We start from the raw sequence: 17629 nt of genomic DNA, 5'->3' as shown, positions 1-17629 counted from the left end.
TCAGTCAAAGCCTGTCGTCGAGGCGGCTGCGCGGTGGTCCCGCCTTGAGCAGGATCAAGCATCCAGACGGAAGGCGGTCTATCTTGACCGGCAAGGAGAATCCCGATGGCCATCAAGGACGTCTTTCTGCCGCTTGTCGGCCAGCCGCGCGAGCCGGCCCTAATGGCGATTGAGAAATGCGTGGCTGTCGCTGCGGATCTCGGCGCCAGGATCACCGCGCTCGCGCTCGATGACGACGTTTTCCTGCGGCCGAAGGTCATGCTCCCTGACGATCCGGATTCTGCAGAGGTCGGCGGTTTGCACGAGCCCGGCGACGCGCAGCAGTTCTTGAATGCCTTCACCCGTGCAGCTTCGCGAGCCAACGTTCGCGCCCAAAGCCAATCGGCCAAGGTGCCTGCGGATCAGATCGCGGCAATCCTGGCCGATCATGCGCGTTTCAGCGATCTCGCGCTGGTCCCCGTGAAGCCGCATGACAGCCGGGCGGAGCACATTGTCGAAACGCTCCTGTTCGAATCTGGCCGGCCGCTGCTGCTTTGTCCGGAACATCGCGCAGAGGAGCTGCGGCCCGAGTTCGATAACGTCATGATCGCCTGGGATCACTCCGCCCGCGCCGCGCGCGCGGTCGGCGACGCGTTGCCGATTCTTCAGGCTGCCACATCTGTCCGCGTGGTGACGGTGGCGGAGGACAAGACCGACGTGATCACGCAATCGGGCATGAGTCTCGTCCATCACCTCAGGGAACACGGTGTCCACGCCTCGTTCGAGACGGTGAAGGGCAGCGGCAGCTCGATCGGCAAGGTGCTCGGAAGCTGGGCGAATTCCCATGCAATCGACGCGATGGTGATGGGCGCCTACCATCATTCGCGCCTGAACGAGATCGTCTGGGGCGGTGTGACAAAGACCGTCATCGGCCAGCCACCGTGCTGGGTTATGATCTCGCACTAGGCGCATCTCGAGCTTCCGGGCCGATCTTGAACCATCGGAACCGCGACCGATCGGACGCATTTTCTGTCATGTCCACCTATCGTCTGAAGAACCTACTGTCGCCACGGTCGGTCGCGCTCGTCGGGGCCAGCGCGCGTCAGGCCTCCGTGGGGCGTGCGGTGCTGGAGAACATCCGCAAGGCCGAATTCAAGGGACAGTTCGGCCTCGTCAATCCGCGCCATGCAGAGATCGGCGGCATCGCAGCGGTCAAGAGCCTGGACAAGCTGGAGTTCGTGCCCGAACTGGTGGTCATCACCGCGCCCGGGCGTGAGGTTCCCGGCATTATCGACCAGGCTGGGCGTCGCGGCTCGGCGGGAGCGCTGATCGTCTCGGCCGGGCTCGGTCATGGATCGGGATCCCTGCACGAGGCCGCCATCGTTGCGGCGCGCAAATACGGCATGCGGCTGATTGGTCCGAACTGCCTCGGCATTATGATGCCCGGCGCCAGCCTCAACGCCAGCTTCGCCGCGCACATGCCGGGCGCGGGCAACCTCGCGCTGATCTCGCAGTCGGGCGCGATTGCCGCCGGTATGGTCGATTGGGCCGCGCAGCGCGGCGTCGGCTTCTCCGGTATTGTCACGATCGGCGATCAGATCGATGTCGACATAGCCGATCTGCTCGACCATTTCGCGATGGATCACAAGACCCGCGCGATCCTGCTCTACATCGAGGCGATCAAGGACGCGCGCAAATTCATGTCGGCCGCACGTGCCGCAGCGCGCGTGAAGCCGGTCGTCGTCGTGAAGTCCGGACGCATGGCGCAGGGTGCGAAGGCTGCCGCCACGCATACCGGCGCGCTCGCCGGCGCCGACTCCGTCTATGACGCGGCGTTCCGCCGCGCTGGCGTCCTGCGGGTTTCCGATCTGCGCGAGCTGTTCGACTGCGCCGAAACCCTCGGCCGCGTCGAATCGCCGACGGGCAAGCGTCTCGCTATCCTGACCAATGGCGGCGGCATCGGCGTTCTCGCCGTCGATCGATTGGTCGAGCTTGGCGGTATTCCAGCGTCCATCTCCGCTGAAACGCACAAGAAGCTCGACGACGTGCTGCCACCGACCTGGTCCGGCGCAAATCCCGTCGACATCGTCGGTGATGCCGATGCATCGCGCTACGCGGCGGCCCTGGAGGTGCTGCTTGCCGACCCCGACAATGACGCAGTCCTGGTCCTCAACGTGCAGACCGCGATCGCCCCGGCTGCCGACATCGCGGCAACCGTGACGGAGCTCGTCGGCAAATACCGCGAGCAGCAGCGCCGATGGGCGAAGCCCGTGCTGGCAGCCTGGGTCGGAGCCGACCAGAATATTATTCAGGCGCTCTCCAGCGCCGGCATTCCGAACTATCCGACCGAAGGTGACGCGGTGCGCGGCTTCATGCATCTGGTGAGGCACCGCGAAGTGGTGGAGGAGCTGAGCCAGGTTCCGCCCGCAATGCCCGACACCTTCGCGCCGGACGCCCGGACCGCAAGGCAGATCGTCGCCGCTGCGATCGCGGATGGCCGCAAATGGCTCGAGCCCGTCGAGATCAAGCATTTGCTCGGAGCCTATGACATCGCGATGGTGCCGACTTGCGCTGCGACCGATGTCGAGCAGGCGATGGCCTGCGCGAACGAAATGTTCGCGCAGGGCGCCACCGTCGTGCTGAAGATCATGTCGCGCGACATTGTCCACAAATCGGACGTCGGCGGCGTCGTTCTCAACCTGACCACGCCGGAAGCCGTGCGTGCGGCGGCCACCGAGATTCTCGCCCGGGCGAGAAAATTGCGTCCCGAAGCCCGCATCGAGGGCGTGATCGTGCAGGCGATGGTCGTCAAGGCGAAGGCGCGCGAACTGATTCTGGGACTCGCCGACGATCCCACCTTCGGCACTGTCGTCGTGTTCGGCCGCGGCGGGACCGCGGTCGAGATCATCAACGACAAGGCGCTGGCGCTGCCGCCGCTCGATCTGCAACTGGCGCGTGACCTGATCGATCGCACGCGCGTGTCACGGCTGCTGAAGGCCTATCGGGACGTAGCCGCGGTGAAGCCGGATGCCGTCGCGATGGTGCTGGTCAAGCTCGCCCAGATGGCGGCCGACATCCCTGAGATCCGCGAATTCGACATCAACCCGCTGCTGGCGGACGAGACCGGCGTGACCGCGGTCGATGCCCGTGTCGCGGTGGGGCCTCCGCAACGGATTCGCAGGTTCCGGCCCGGCCAACTTCGCCGTCCGCGCCTATCCGTCGCACTGGGAGCGCCGCTTGGCGCTCAAGGACGACTGGCGCATTTTCGTTCGGCCTCTGCGTCCCGAAGACGAGCCGACCATCCATGAGTTCCTCCGTCACGTCACGGCGCACGACCTCCGCCTGCGCTTCTTCGCACCGATGAAGGAGTTCACGCACGAATTCATCGCGCGCCTGACCCAGCTCGACTATGCGCGCGCGATGGCCTTCATTGCGTTCGACGAGGCCACCGGCGAGATGGTGGGCGTGGTCCGGCTTCATTCGGACTCGGTGTACGAGAGTGGCGAATACGCGATCCTGCTGCGTTCCGATCTCAAGGGCAGGGGGCTCGGATGGGCCCTGATGCAGTTGATCATCGACTACGCGAAGTCGGAAGGGCTGAAAGCTATCTCGGGTGACGTGCTCCAGGAGAACACCGTGATGCTCGAGATGTGTCGGCAGCTCGGCTTCGAGGTCAAGGCGGATCCGACCGAGCCCGATATCTGCGACGTCCGACTCAAGCTCTGAGCGGTCGGCTACGAACGATTCACAAGTTGAGCCGGGGGCGACCGTGTGCATCTTGCTCGGGGCGCCGCTCGGCCGACGAGAAGGCCGCGACCTTTCTGCTCGGCTGGCGCGAGCCGCTGTTCGCGCTCAATGGGCCATCCGAGACGGTTCCGCTGCCGATGAGCAGCCAGGACATCGCCGATTATCTCGGCCTGCCATCGAAACCGTCAGTCGCACCTTCACCAAGCTGGAGCGCCACGGCGTGATCGAGATCATTCATGGCGGCATCAGCCTGCTCGATCCGGCCAGGGTGGAGGCCTTGGCCGCGGCCTGATGCCAGACACGGCGTTCCCGCAGGTGACTTTCCTGGTGAGCTCGTGGCTGCCAGGCAGCGTCTCAACGCAATGTGGTGTGCGGTGGCCGCAACTCTGCATCAACCCGGGCGCATTGGCGCATCCTTCGGATGCAGACCACACCACTGGTGCGAGCATTTTCGCCATATTTGCCTCAAACCGCACGCGTGCTTTCTGGTTGAAAAGGCCGGCAACGTTGACTACGCAGGAACTCCTGCCTCGCAGTCTTAGGAGCCCAGCGGCGTGCCTCAGGACAAGACCGGCGACCCCCGACAAGCTGCGGGCAACAAATTATCGGTCCTGCGCAAGCATCCGATCTTTGCGGATCTGGACCCCGAGGCGCTCGATCAGCTCTGTCGCTATGCCAAGCACACCAGTGTGAAGCGCGGTGCGACGATTGCGGCCAAGGGCGATCCCGGCAACAATTTATTCGCGGTGATCGCGGGGACAGTAAAGATATCCTCTTCGTCGCCTGACGGCCGGAATGCCATTCTCAATCTGATCGGTCCGGGAGAAATCTTTGGCGAGATCGCGGTCCTCGACGGCGCACCGCGTTCGGCCGACGCGACCGCCAACACCAATTGCGAGCTCTACATCATCGACCGCCGCGACTTCCTGCCGTTCGTGAAGAGCCAGCCGGCGCTGGCGATGAAATTCATCGAACTGCTCTGCGCGCGCCTGCGCTGGACCAGCCAGCAGGTCGAGCAGGTGATCCTGCAAAATCTTCCCGGCCGGCTCGCAAGCGCGCTGCTCGGTCTCACCGAAGAGCGCAAGTTCGACTCCGGCAGCGGCACGCTCGCCATCACGCAGCAGGAGATCAGCGAGATGGTGGGGATGACGCGCGAGAGCATCAACAAGCAATTGCGCGCTTGGGCCGGACGCAACTGGGTTCGTCTCGAGCACGGCGCCATCGTCGTGCTCGACATCGATGCGCTGCGCGAGCTCGCCGAGAGCGGCCTCGGCGGCGCGTGACGCCTCACGCCTAATCGTCGATGATGGCGACCGCCCGGGTCCAGCCCGCGGAGGCGCGTGCGATCTTCACCGGAAAACATGAGACCGTGAACCCGGTCGAAGGCAGCTTGTCGAGATTGTGCAGCTTCTCGAGATGACAGTAGCCGATGTGCCGCCCGGCCTTGTGGCCTTCCCAGACCAGGCCGGCATCTTTTGTTTCGGCATATTTCTTCGCGGTGTAGACGAACGGCGCGTCCCAGCTCCAGCCGTCGGTGCCGGTCAGCCGCACGCCGCGTTCGAGCAGATACATGGTGGCCTCGTAGCCCATGCCGCAACCGGAATTGACGTAATCCGCGCCGCCAAATTTGGCGCCGGCGCTGGTGTTGACGACGACGATCTCCAGCGGTGACAGCGTGTGTCCGATGCGTTTCAGCTCCTTCTCGACATCGTCGGCACCCGCCACATAGCCGTCGGGCAGGTGCCGGAAGTCGAGCTTCACGCCGGGCTGGAGGCACCACTCCAGCGGCACCTCGTCGATGGTCCATGACCGCTCGCCGCGGTTCATGGTCGGGTGGAAATGCCAGGGCGCGTCGAGATGCGTGCCGTTGTGGGTGGATAGTGAGACCTGTTCGACGGCCCAGCCCTGGCCGTCCGGCAAATCCTGCGCCTTGAGGCCTTCAAAAAAATGCAGCATGCGCGGCAGGCCTTGCTGGTGGTCGATATACTGGATCGTGGGATGGTTGCCCGGCGGATCGGCCGTCACATCGTTTCCGAGCGGGACGGAAATATCGATCAACTTCCGCGGCATGGCATTCCCTCGAGATGGCCGGTTCTGTTTCGGTGTATCTTGATGGGGCTGCATTGACCGCGTCAAGTAACGCCTCGGTGCGGATGCTTTCGGAAAAACGGAGCCGTCCGTCGATCGCTTTGCCTCAGGGTCCACTTGATTGATCGATGCAACTCCAGCATTGATCGATGCCAAATTTGGCTTGGACTCAGAATTCCGCCCGCCCTAGGCACGATACTGGCGACATCGTGCTGAAGCAGCGCGCATCGCACGGGAACGGGGCGACGGTCTCGCCCAAATCTCCAAGCCGCAACCAATAGCGGTCGAGCACAACACCAGAGGAACGTCCATGGATACGACGAGCGTCGTTACCTTGCGTCCGGCATTGACCGGCGGCGAGGCGGGAATGCAGGGGCCGGCATTTGTCATCCGGGCCACAGCATCGGCCTGCGCTCCGTCATCACCCAGCCAAATCCGCTCGACTTCGCCGCGCAATCCTACCAAGGTGGTGCGGTTGTGACGCTTGACTTCACACCTGAAGTGGAGCGACCCAAGGCGGCCCGCAGCACCTGCCGACAACGACATAATCAACTCAGGAGGAAAGCCCAGATGAAGACACTGATCGGTATCATCGCAGCCGCTGCACTGGCGGTCTCAGCGCCGCTCGCAACCGCACGCGACTTCCGCTCGGCCGACATCCACCCCGCCGATTATCCGACCGTCGAGGCCGTCAAGTTCATGGGCAAGCAGCTCGCGACGGCGAGCGGCGGCAAACTCGGCGTCAAGGTGTTTCCCAATGGAGCCCTGGGCTCGGAAAAGGACACCATCGAGCAGCTCAAGATCGGTGCGCTCGACATGATGCGGATCAACGCATCGCCGCTGAACAACTTCGTGCCGGAAACCATCGGGTTGTGCCTGCCCTTCGTCTTCCGGGACACGCAGCACATGCGCACGGTGCTTGACGGGCCGATCGGCGACGAGATCCTGGCGGCCATGGAGCCCGCAGGCCTGGTCGGCCTTGCCTATTACGACAGCGGCGCCCGGTCCATTTACACCGTCAAGGCTCCGATCAAGTCGCTCGCCGACCTCAAGGGCCTGAAGATCCGCGTCCAGCAATCCGACCTGTGGGTCGGCATGATCCAGAGTCTCGGGGCCAATCCGACGCCGATGCCCTATGGCGAGGTCTATACCGCTCTCAAGACCGGTCTGGTGGACGCTGCCGAGAACAATTGGCCTTCCTACGAGTCCTCGCGCCACTTCGAGGCCGCCAAGTTCTACAACATCACCGAACACTCGCTGGCGCCTGAAGTTCTCGTGATGTCCAAGAAGGTCTGGGACACCCTGAGCAAGGAGGATCAGGCGATGGTCCGCAAGGCGGCCAAGGAATCGGTGCCCGTCATGCGCAAGCTCTGGGACGAGCGCGAGCAGGCCTCCCGCAAGACCGTCGAGGCGGCCGGCGTTCAGGTGATCACGATCGCCAACAAGGCGGAATTCGTCGACGCGATGAAGCCGGTCTACGACAAGTTCGCCGGCGACGAGAAGCTGAAGGGCCTCGTCAAGCGCATCCAGGACACGAAGTAAGGCCACAGCGTCGGACCGGCGTCGCCGCGAGGCGGCGCCAGACCCTCGCAAGGAGACGATGGAATGACAGACCCACATGTCGCAAGCCACGAGCAAGAGGTCGCCGGACGGCCCTCGACCGGCTTGCTGTCGCGGATCAATGCGCCCGTCGCCCGCGTGGGCATGTATCTGTCCGTGACCGGCCTGCTCGTCATCGTCACCATCGTGTTCTACCAGGTGTTCGGACGTTACGTGCTCAATTCCAGCCCCACCTGGACCGAAAACCTCGCACTGGTCCTGATCCTCTATGTCACCCTGATCGGCGCCGCGGTCGGCGTGCGCGACGCCGGGCACATCGGCATGGACAGTTTGCTGGTGATGCTGTCGGACCATATGCGCGAGAAGATCGAACTGGTGATCCACGTTCTCGTGGCCATGTTCGGCATTGCGATGGCCTACAATGGCTGGATTCTCGGCGCGTCGGTCGGGACCGTGAAAATCCCCAATCTCGGCCTCCCTGAGGTGATCCGCTACGTGCCGCTGATCGCCTCCGGCGTTCTGATCGTCTCCTTTTCGATCGAGCACATCATTGCTCTCCTGCGCGGCGAAGAGGTCGTCCCCTCATGGAACTGATCATCCTCGGCGCCACCTTTTTCGGCTTCCTGATCCTCGGCGTACCGGTTGCCTTCGCGATCGGCCTTTCGGCGATCTGCACCATCCTCTACGAAGGTCTGCCGGTCGCCGTCATCTTCCAGCAGATGATGTCGGGGATGAACATCTTCTCGTTCCTCGCCATCCCGTTCTTCGTCTTCAGCGGTGAGCTGATGCTGCATGGCGGCGTCGCCGACAAGATCGTGCAGCTCGCCAAGAATCTCGTCGGCCACATCCGCGGCGGGCTCGGCATGTCGAACGTGGTCGCCTGCACGCTGTTCGGCGGCGTCTCCGGTTCGCCCGTGGCCGACGTGTCGGCGATGGGCGCAGTGATGATCCCGATGATGAAAAAAGAAGGGTTCGACACCGACTACGCCGTCAACGTCACCACCCACGCTTCGCTGGTGGGCGCGCTGATGCCGACCAGTCACAACATGATCATCTATGCGCTCGCCGCCGGCGGCAAGGTCTCGATCGGCGCGCTGATCGCCGCCGGCCTCCTGCCGGCGCTCGTGCTGATGGTGTGCATGCTGGTCGCCGCTTACGCGGTCGCGGTGAAGCGAGGCTATCCGGCCGGCAAGTTCCCGGGCTGGGCCGAGGTGTTTCGCTCGTTCGCGGCCGCACTGCCCGGCCTTCTCATCGTTGGGATCATCCTGACAGGCATCCTGTCCGGCGTCTTCACGGCAACTGAATCCGCCGCGGTTGCGGTCACCTACACCATCCTGCTGACCTTCTTCATCTACCGCACCATGACGTGGCCAAACTTTCTGCGAGCGGCGGCGAAGGCGGTGAAGACGACAGGCGTGGTGCTGCTGCTGATCGGCGTCTCCACCATGTTCCAGTACCTGATGGGGCTGTACGAGGTCGCCGACCTTGCCGGCGAGATGATGAGCAAGGTGTCATCGCAGCCCTGGGTCATCTTCCTGCTCATCAACGTCATTCTGTTCGTGCTCGGCACGTTCATGGACATGGCGGCGACCATCCTGATCTGCACGCCGATTTTCCTGCCGATCGCGATGAAGGTGGGCATGGATCCGGTGCAGTTCGGCATGCTGATGCTGATCAACTGCGCGCTCGGACTCAACACCCCGCCGGTCGGAACGACGCAATTCGTCGGCTGCGCCATCGGCGGCATCTCGGTAGGCGCGGTGATGCGCACGATCCTGCCGTTCTACGCTGCCCTGATCGCAGCTCTGATGTTCGTGACCTACGTGCCCGCATTCTCGCTGTGGCTGCCCCGCCTGCTGATGGGCTACAAGGGATAGCGGCAACACAGGGAGAATCTGTTCGTGACTGACTATCGCAAGCTCTTCGATCTCACCGGCAAGACGGCTGTGGTGCTCGGCGCTGCCTCGGGCATCGGCAAGTCGTCGGCCGAGGCGCTGGCCGGGCTCGGCGCCCGTGTCGTCTGCGCCGATCGCGCGCTTGATGCGGCGGAAGCGACCGCCGCCGGCATTCGCGACAAGGGCGGCTGGGCGGAAGCAGCTAGCTGCGATGCTGCAAGCGCTGCGGACGTCAACGCGCTCGCCAAGACCGTGATGCACAAATTTCCACGGCTCGACATCGCGGTGACGACGCCCGGGCTCAACATCCGCAAGACCATCCTCGACTACACCGAGGAGGACCTCGACCGCGTCCTCGACCTCAACGTCAAGGGCACGGTGTGGTTCTTCCAGGCCTTCGGCCGCATCATGGTCGAGCAGAAGGGCGGCAGCATCATCGCCTGCTCTTCGGTGCGCGCGGTGACCATCGAGCCCGGCCTTGGCGTCTACGGCTCGACCAAGGCGGCGATCGGCCTGCTGGTGAAGGGTTTTGCCTCCGAGGTCGGCCATGCCGGCGTGCGCGTCAACGCGATCGCGCCGAGCATCGCCGAGACGGCGCTGACCGGTCCGTTCAAGCAGCGCCCCGACATCTACAATCTCTACGCCGGCCACACCGTGTTCAACCGCTGGAGCAGCGCCGACGAGGTCGCAACAGCCGTGGCCTATCTTGCCTCAGATGCCGCGAGCTATGTCAGCGGCAGCACGCTGTTCGTCGATGGCGGCTGGACCGCCGTCGATGGCCCGCAGACCGGCCTCACCCAGCTGCACAGATAGAACGGCCGTCCGCATCTAGGCAAAGCCTACACGCCGGCGCAGTTCCTTGTGATCTGCGTCGGTGAGCACCGCGATCAGCGCGGCCGCCTCGTTCGGATGTGCGGTCCGCGCGGCCACGCCGGCCGTGTACATCGTCACGAGCTCGCATCCCGGCGGCAGCGACCCTGATAGCGCGATGCCATCGGTCGCAATGATCTCGGTCGCCTGGGTGCAGCCGATTGGCCTCGTGGCGGTGGAGGCCGCGAGCTCGCGCATGGCAGTCGCACCATTCGGGAATATCTTCAGGCGCGCAGCGACCTTATAGGCGATGCCGAGCTGGTCCAGCACCTTTGCGACGTGCTGTCCCGCGGTCGAAGCTTTCATGTCCGGGACGTAGATCGCGCTGGCCCCTCGCAACACCTCGCGCAACTCGGCTTCAGTCTTCGCCGCGACCTTGGGATCGCGATCGCGGACCGCCAGCGCGGTTTCGACGCGGCCGACATCCGCGATCGAGGAGGGGATGACGAGCTTCTCCTCGGCAAGCCTTGCGAGGAGCGCCTGCGTCAGGACGACGAGATCGGCGGGCGTACCGGCGCGCAGCTTGTCTGCCATTACACCGACCGCGCCGAATTCGCCGTCGATGCCGAAGCCGGTCCGGGCCTTGAAGGCATCGGCGAGGCCGCGCACCAGGCCTTGCGCGGCGCCGCCGCTGAGGATGTTCAAAGTCGTCACGAGGCAAGCTCCATGGCCGCAATGATCCTGTCACGCGTGATCGGCAGGTCGCGCACGCGCACGCCAAGGCAATCGAAAACCGCATTCGCGATCGCCGCCGTCACCGGCCCGTGCGCGGCCTCACCGGCGCCGGCCGGCTCGATCTCCGGCCGCTGGACGATCTCGACATCCACCGCCGGCACTTCGCTGAAGGTCAGGATCGAGTAGTCCGCCCAGGAGGTCGAGGTGATACGCGTCCGGTCGAAGCGAACGCGTTCCTTCAGCACCCAGCTCGTCGCCTGGATCGCACCGCCCTCGATCTGGTTGACGACGCCGTCGGGATTGATGGCCTCGCCGACATCGACCGCGAGCGTCAGCCGTCTCACGCGAATGTCATCAGTGCCTTCGATCTCGGCGATCGCGGCGCAATAGGCCCCCGTGTTCTTGTAGCGCGCGAACCCGACGCCATGACCGATGCCGGATCGCTTCTGCGGCTTCCATTGCGCGCGTCGCGCTATGGCGCGGATAACGTCTTTCGCCCGCTCGTCGCGAAGGTGACGCAAGCGGAACTCGACAGGATCCTCGCCGCGCAGGGCGGCGATCTCGTCGAGCAGGGACTCGATGGCGAATACATTGCCTTGTCCGCCCAGCGTCCGCAGCGCCGAAGTCCGCACCGGCATGGTCAGCAGCCGGTGGCTCGTGATCGTCCAGGCCGGGAGATCATAGAGCGGAACTGAGTTACGATCGCCGCCGCCGCCATTGACGGGCGGCGGATTCGTCGAGATGATGCGGGGATAAGGGTTCGCAATCTCGGATGCGGCGAGCAGAGCTGGCTGCGCCGCACGTCCGGGCCGCGCTGCATGACCGTTACTCCAAATCGCATGGCGCCAGCCCACGATCTCGTTGTCCGCGTCGAGGTCGGCCTGGATCTCGATGGCCATCGCGGCGCCGAACGGCGCGTGGGACATCTCGTCGTGGCGTGACCACTGCACCCGGACCGGGCGGCCACCTGCGGCTTTCGCCAGCAGCACGGCATCGAGCGCGACGTCGTCGGCCGCATTGTGCCCGTAGCAGCCCGCGCCCTCCATATGCTCGACGACGATGTTTTCGGCGGGCAGCTTGAGCACGATGGCGAGATCGGCGCGCAGCAAATAGACACCCTGGCTGTGCGTCCAGACATGGACACGATCGCCGTCCCATCGCGCCATGGCGCAGGACGGCGCGATCGAGGCGTGTGCGATGTAGGGGCGGGTGTATTGCCGGCGGAGCGTGCGCACGGTTTTCCTCGTCGATACCACCGTCCTGGTGTCGATGACGGTCGTCTCGACCGGTTGGCTCTTCAGAAAGCCAGCTAGATCATCCTCATCAGGCAACGGCTCGCCCGCCGACCACGTTGCACCCTTGCGCAAGGTCTTCAATGCGGCTTCCGCCGCTGCCTCGCTGTCGGCGACCACGCCGGCAAATCCGCCGTCGCGGACGATCGCAACGGAGCCGGGAACACTTCGCCCCATCGTTTCGTCGAGCGCGATCAACTTTGCGCCCGAGCGGTCCGGCCGCAGCATGCGGCCATGCAGCAGGTTCGGCAGCGCGTAGTCATGTATGAAGCGCGGCCGCGCGAACACCTTGTCGGGAATGTCGACGCGCTGGACGGAATGGCCGGCGACGGCGCGCTCGGCGGCGCTCTTGGCCGTCGCGCCGGTGGTGGCATCGTGGTCGAGCGAGACCTCGGCGGCCAGCTCCCAATAGCTGGTCCTGACATTGCCGGGACCCGAGATCGTGCCGTCTTCGATGCTGAGCAAAGGCGGATCGACGCCGAAGCGTTCCGAGGCCGCGGCGAGGAAGCGCTGGCGCACCTCGGCACAGGCGTGGCGCAGCGCGCGGCCGGATTGCTGGATTGAAAGGCTGCCCGAGGTGACGCCTTCGTTCGGGCTGGTCGCCGTCGAGGCGCGGACCATCTCGATCCTGAGGATATCGACGTCGAGCTCGTCGGCGGCGATCTGCGCCAGTGCCGTGACGATGCCCTGGCCGATCTCGACCTTGCCGGGCGAGATCGCGATGCGGCCGTCGGCGGTGAATGTCACCCAGGACGACAGTCTTGGATTGGCCGCCAGGCTGACTGGCAGCTTCGGGGCAGGGGAGGGCACACTCATGAGGTCGCCATCTCCGAAGCCGCTCGCAATACGGCGCGGACCATGCGGTTATGTGATCCGCAGCGGCACAGATTGCGGTCAAGCGCCGTTCTGACCTCCGCCTCCGTCGGCGACGGATTGCGCTTCAGCAGCGCCGCCGCGCTGATCAGGATTCCCGATACGCAATAGCCGCATTGCATCGCCTGTTCGGAAATGAAGGCCCGTTGCAGCGGATGCGGCTGTTCCGCCGTGCCGAGGCCCTCGACCGTGACGACGTCCTTGCCGGCGACCGACCACATTGGCATGTCGCAGGACGCCATCGCGCGATCGTCGATCATGACATGGCAGGCACCGCACTCACCGGCGCCGCAGCCGAAATGCGCACCTGTGACGCCGAGCCGGCCGCGCAGCACGTCGAGCAGCGTCTGATCCGGGTCGGCATCGACGGTTGTTGCAGTGCCGTTGAGCTGGAATTGAATGGCGGACATTGTCACTCTGCGGCCTCAGGATTTGTCGAATTTCTTGACGACGTCGGCCCATTTGGCGATGTCGCCGCGCAGGAACCTGTCGAACTCCTCCGGCGTCATCGACATGGGCACGGCGCCTTGTTCGGTCCAGAGCTTGATGATGTCGGCGCGCTTCACCATTGCGTTCACGGCCGCATTGAGCTTGTCGATGATCGGCTTCGGCGTGCCCACCGGAGCCATCAGACCGAGCCAGATCGTGGCCTCATAGCCTGCTACGCCAGCTTCGCCGGCGGTCGGAACGGTCGGCAGCACGGCGGACCGCTGCTTGCCGGTGGTCGCGAGGGCGCGGACCTGGTTCTCACCGATGTTCGGCGCCATCGCCGGCACCGCATCGATCATCATCTGCACCTGCCCGCCGATCACGCCGCTACGCGCCTCGCCGCTATTGCGATAAGGTACGTGGACGAGGTCGACGCCGGCCATCGCCTTGAACAGCTCGCCGGCCATGTGGTAGGGCGTGCCCTGGCCGGAGGAGGCGTAGTTCAGCTTGCCTGGCTGCGATTTGGCGAGCGCAACGAGTTCCTGCAGCGTCTTCGCTGGGACTTGCGGGTTCACCACGATGACGAGGTCGGAATAGTTCACCGGCGCGATCGGCGCGAGGTCGCGCATCAGCTCGTATTTGCGCTTGTCCGGCGCCAGCAGCGATTCGTTCGCGGTCTGGGTGTTGGACATCATGAGCAGTGTGTAGCCGTCTGCGGGCGACTTCGCCGCTTCCACCGTGCCGATGACGCCGCCCGCGCCGGTGCGGTTCTCGATCACGAAGGGCTGGCCAAGACTCTCCTGGAGCACGTTCCCGATCAGCCGGGCCGCGACATCAGCCGGCCCGCCGGCGCCGAAGGGCACGACGATCCGCACCGCATGGGTGGGATATTCTTGCGCGAGGGACGGGGCTGCGGAGAACGTGGTGAGCAGGCCGGCGGCTAGCGCCGGCATAAGTCGTCGGGCCATCACGCCCATCTCCCTGATGTCGTTTTTATTGGCCGGCACTGTAGCGGCAGGGGATGCGGACTGTCGACGCCTCACAAAGCCGATCGTGCCGGGAATATCGTGTCATTTCCGGTGTGACCGTGCCGCATTTCGCAGCCGCGGCAGGAACCGTCGGCGCACGTGGTTTGAGCAAATCGCATGGGCGTTGCCGGATAAATGCCCTCGGCTGGCCGGTGTTTTGGTGTTACCAACCGGGACATGAACCAGCACGCCAAGATCGAAATCCGCCACTCGACCTGTCCGCACGATTGCCCGTCGGCCTGCGCGCTTGATATCGAGGTGGTCGAAGGCCGCAGCATTGGCCGCGTCCGTGGTTCGAAAAAGCAGACCTATACGGCCGGCGTCGTCTGCGCCAAGGTCGCGCGCTATGCCGAGCGAATCCATCACCCTGAGCGGCTGATGTATCCGATGCGCCGCACCGGGCCGAAGGGCTCCGGGCAGTTCGCGCGGATCTCCTGGGACGAGGCGCTGGACGAGATCGGGCATCGCTTCAATCAGGCCGAGCGCGAGTTCGGTGCGGAATCGATCTGGCCCTATTACTACGCCGGCACGATGGGGCTGGTGATGCGCGACGGTCTCAACCGTCTCACGCATGTGAAGAAATATTCGCGCTTCTATCAGACCATCTGCGCCAATGTCGGGCGCATCGGCTTCGCGATCGGCACCGGCAAGATCGCCGGCGTCGATCCGCGCGAGATGGCGCTGTCCGACCTCGTGGTGATCTGGGGCACCAATCCCGTCAACACCCAGGTCAACGTGATGACGCACGCCGCCCGTGCCCGCAAGGAGCGCGGCGCCAGGATCGCGGCGGTCGACATCTACGACAACGAGACCATGAAGCAGGCTGACATCAAGATCCTCCTGCGGCCCGGCACGGACGGCGCCTTTGCCTGCGGCGTCATGCATGTCCTGTTCCGCGACGGTCATGCCGACCGCGCCTACATGGACAAATACACCGATTGCCCCGCCGAGCTCGAGGCGCATCTGAAGACGCGCACGCCTGAATGGGCCTCCGCAATCTGCGGCGTGCCGGTCCCCGAGATCGAGGCCTTTGCCAAGGCCGTTGGCGAGACCCAGCGGACCTTCTTCCGCCTCGGTTACGGCTTCACCCGTTCGCGCAACGGCGCGACACAGATGCACGCGGCACTTTGCATCCCCGCGGTGACCGGTGCCTGGCAATATGAAGGCGGCGGTGCCTTCTTCAACAATTACGCGCTGTGGCACTTCAATGAATCCGTCATCGAGGGCCACGACGCGATCGACGCGACCACGCGCGCGCTCGACCAGTCGCAGATCGGCCGCATCCTCACCGGCGATGCCGAGGCCCTGCTCGGCAAGGGACCGGTCAAGGCGATGCTGATCCAGAACACCAACCCGATGACGGTGGCCCCGGAGCAGGCGCTGGTCCGTCAGGGCTTTGCGCGCGAGGACCTGTTCGTCGCGGTGCACGAGCAGTTCATGACCGAGACGGCGCTGATGGCCGATATCGTGCTGCCGGCGACCATGTTCATGGAGCATGACGATCTCTATTACGGCGGCGGCCACCAGCACATCTCGGTCGGGCCCAAGCTGATCGACCCGCCCGGCGAATGCCGCTCCAACCATGAGGTCTTGCAGGCGCTGGCGCCGCGGCTCGACGCCAGGCATCCGGGGTTCGAGCTGACGCCGCGCGAATTGATCGACGCGACGCTGAAGCTCAGCAACCACGGCGACATTGCCGGCCTCGAAGCCGACCTCTGGCGCGACCTGCAGCCGGACTTCCGCACGTCGCATTATCTCGACGGCTTTGCCCATGCCGACAAGAAATTCCATTTCAAGGCCGATTGGGCGCATCCGCCGTTCGGCCAGACGATGGGCGATGTCGACAACATGCCGTCGCTGCCGGACCACTGGGCGGTGATCGAGCATAGCGATCAGGTTCATCCGTTCCGGCTCGCGACCAGTCCCTCGCGCAGCTTCCTTAACACCACCTTCAACGAGACGCCGTCCTCGCAGGCCCGCGAAGGCAAGGCGAGCGTGATGATTCACCCCTCAGATGCAGCTGCACTCGACATCGCCGACGGTGACGCCGTGACGCTCGGCAACACCCGCGGCGAGACCACCCTGGTCGCGACGCTGTTCGACGGCGTGCGGCGCGGCGTGCTGATCGCGGAATCCGTTCACCCGAACAAGAATCATATCGGTGGCCGCGGCATCAACGTGCTGACCGGCGCGGATGCGATCGCGCCGATCGGCGGGGCTGCATTCCACGATAACAAGGTCTGGATCAGGAAAGCGGTTTCGGATTGAAGCGTGCGCGCTTCGCTAGTCCCAATTTGTGTCGAGGCGCTAAAGCGAAGATCGTCGCAGATTGCCCTTGCGCCTGCCGCCCGGGCTGCCGCTAATGGCTGCCAAACGGGAGCAAGGAAGCGAGCGTACCATGACCGACACCACGGCCGTCATCACCGAAAAGCGCGGGCAGGCGTTCTGGATCACCATCAACCGGCCGGAGAAGCGCAACGCGCTGAACGGCGACGTCATCGCCGGCATCACCAAGGGTTATCGCGACGCACATGACGATAAGGACGTCCGCGTCATCGTGCTGACGGGCGCGGGCGACAAGGCGTTCTGCGCCGGCGCCGATCTGCAGAATTCCGGCGCGGCGTTCGCGATGGACTATTCCAGGCCGAATGTCGACTATGCCGATCTCCTGCGTTTGTCGCAGAACGCGACCAAGCCGGCGATTGCGCGCGTCGGCGGCGTCTGCATGGCCGGCGGCATGGGCCTGCTCTGCATGACCGACATGGCGGTTGCTGCCGATCACGTCGTCTTCGGCCTGCCGGAGGTGAAGGTCGGCGTATTCCCGATGCAGGTCCTGAGCCTGTTGCAGAACATCGCGCCGCCGCGCCTCGTCAACGAATGGGCGCTCACGGGCGAGCCGTTCGACGCCAAGGTGGCGCTGGGCGCCGACCTGCTCAACTACGTCGTGCCCGCCGCCGAGCTCGATGCCAAGGTCGACTGGCTGATCGGCCGCATCGTCGACAAATCCCCGACAGCGATCCGCCGCGGCAAATACGCCATGCGCGCCATCGCCTCGATGTCGTTCGACGAGAGCATCGCCTATACCGAAAGCCAGATCGCGCTGCTCGCGATGACCGAGGACGCCAAGGAGGGCCTGAAGGCGTTCGGCGAGAAGCGCAAACCGGTCTGGACGGGACGGTGAGAGGCCGACGCC

At 64.7% G+C, this 17629-nt stretch carries 14 protein-coding genes and 2 pseudogenes; 11 read left to right on the top strand and 5 right to left on the bottom strand.

The window, feature by feature from the left end:
• The first annotated feature begins 105 nt into the window (after positions 1-105).
• The 4 genes and pseudogenes from QSV46_RS21205 (at position 106) to QSV46_RS21190 (ending at position 5009) form a co-directional block, all read left to right on the top strand.
• Complete coding sequence (locus QSV46_RS21205) at positions 106-945, top strand: universal stress protein (RefSeq protein WP_314955823.1); 840 nt, start codon at positions 106-108, stop codon at positions 943-945.
• 68 nt (positions 946-1013) lie between these two features.
• Positions 1014-3705 (top strand): annotated as a pseudogene (locus QSV46_RS21200) (GNAT family N-acetyltransferase).
• Positions 3706-3761: 56 nt separating this feature from the next.
• A pseudogene (locus QSV46_RS21195) lies at positions 3762-4018 on the top strand (helix-turn-helix domain-containing protein); the annotation flags it as partial.
• A 262-nt stretch (positions 4019-4280) separates the two neighbouring features.
• On the top strand, positions 4281-5009 hold the full coding sequence (locus QSV46_RS21190) for a Crp/Fnr family transcriptional regulator (RefSeq protein WP_314955821.1): 729 nt from the start codon (positions 4281-4283) through the stop codon (positions 5007-5009).
• Between the two features lie 10 nt (positions 5010-5019).
• Here the strand turns inward: QSV46_RS21190 and QSV46_RS21185 are convergent, their stop codons facing one another.
• Complete coding sequence (locus QSV46_RS21185; RefSeq protein ID WP_314955818.1) at positions 5020-5796, bottom strand: cyclase family protein; 777 nt, start codon at positions 5794-5796, stop codon at positions 5020-5022.
• 328 nt (positions 5797-6124) lie between these two features.
• On the opposite strand from QSV46_RS21185, the gene QSV46_RS21180 reads away from it, so the two are divergent.
• The 5 genes from QSV46_RS21180 to QSV46_RS21160 all read left to right on the top strand — a co-directional run bounded on the left by QSV46_RS21180 (position 6125) and on the right by QSV46_RS21160 (position 10082).
• Entirely contained in the window at positions 6125-6295 is a 171-nt protein-coding gene (locus QSV46_RS21180; RefSeq protein WP_314955815.1) for a hypothetical protein, read from the top strand.
• An 89-nt stretch (positions 6296-6384) separates the two neighbouring features.
• Complete coding sequence (locus QSV46_RS21175) at positions 6385-7356, top strand: TRAP transporter substrate-binding protein (protein ID WP_314955812.1); 972 nt, start codon at positions 6385-6387, stop codon at positions 7354-7356.
• A gap of 63 nt (positions 7357-7419) precedes the next feature.
• The gene (locus QSV46_RS21170; RefSeq protein ID WP_314955809.1) at positions 7420-7968 is read left to right on the top strand and encodes a TRAP transporter small permease; all 549 of its coding nucleotides are present in this window, start codon (positions 7420-7422) and stop codon (positions 7966-7968) included.
• Complete coding sequence (locus QSV46_RS21165; RefSeq protein ID WP_314955806.1) at positions 7959-9251, top strand: TRAP transporter large permease; 1293 nt, start codon at positions 7959-7961, stop codon at positions 9249-9251. Before QSV46_RS21170 ends, QSV46_RS21165 begins: the two co-directional genes overlap by 10 nt.
• A gap of 24 nt (positions 9252-9275) precedes the next feature.
• Positions 9276-10082, top strand: coding sequence for an SDR family oxidoreductase (locus QSV46_RS21160; RefSeq protein WP_314955803.1), 807 nt, complete (start codon positions 9276-9278; stop codon positions 10080-10082).
• 15 nt (positions 10083-10097) lie between these two features.
• Here QSV46_RS21160 and QSV46_RS21155 read toward each other — a convergent pair whose 3' ends face one another.
• The 4 genes from QSV46_RS21155 to QSV46_RS21140 are packed head-to-tail and all read right to left on the bottom strand — an operon-like array spanning position 10098 to position 14385.
• Positions 10098-10793 (bottom strand): substrate-binding domain-containing protein, encoded by a 696-nt coding sequence (locus QSV46_RS21155; protein WP_314955800.1) that lies wholly within the window; start codon positions 10791-10793, stop codon positions 10098-10100.
• Entirely contained in the window at positions 10790-12922 is a 2133-nt protein-coding gene (locus tag QSV46_RS21150; protein WP_314955797.1) for a xanthine dehydrogenase family protein molybdopterin-binding subunit, read from the bottom strand. The genes QSV46_RS21155 and QSV46_RS21150 overlap by 4 nt, the downstream gene beginning before the upstream one ends.
• Complete coding sequence (locus QSV46_RS21145) at positions 12919-13389, bottom strand: (2Fe-2S)-binding protein (RefSeq protein WP_314955794.1); 471 nt, start codon at positions 13387-13389, stop codon at positions 12919-12921. Before QSV46_RS21145 ends, QSV46_RS21150 begins: the two co-directional genes overlap by 4 nt.
• Before the next feature lie 15 nt (positions 13390-13404).
• Positions 13405-14385, bottom strand: coding sequence for a tripartite tricarboxylate transporter substrate binding protein (locus tag QSV46_RS21140; protein WP_314955922.1), 981 nt, complete (start codon positions 14383-14385; stop codon positions 13405-13407).
• 228 nt (positions 14386-14613) lie between these two features.
• Between QSV46_RS21140 and QSV46_RS21135 the strand changes: the two genes are divergently transcribed.
• A complete protein-coding gene (locus QSV46_RS21135; protein ID WP_314955791.1) occupies positions 14614-16704 on the top strand; it encodes a molybdopterin oxidoreductase family protein in 2091 nt (696 codons plus the stop codon).
• Positions 16705-16834: 130 nt separating this feature from the next.
• Complete coding sequence (locus QSV46_RS21130; protein WP_314955787.1) at positions 16835-17617, top strand: enoyl-CoA hydratase/isomerase family protein; 783 nt, start codon at positions 16835-16837, stop codon at positions 17615-17617.
• The last annotated feature ends 12 nt before the right edge of the window (positions 17618-17629 follow it).

This window comes from Bradyrhizobium cosmicum (assembly GCF_032290525.1).
Classification (GTDB): domain Bacteria; phylum Pseudomonadota; class Alphaproteobacteria; order Rhizobiales; family Xanthobacteraceae; genus Bradyrhizobium; species Bradyrhizobium cosmicum_A.
Note: the sequence above shows the minus strand (reverse complement) of the source record. Positions and strands in the feature narration are given on the sequence as shown.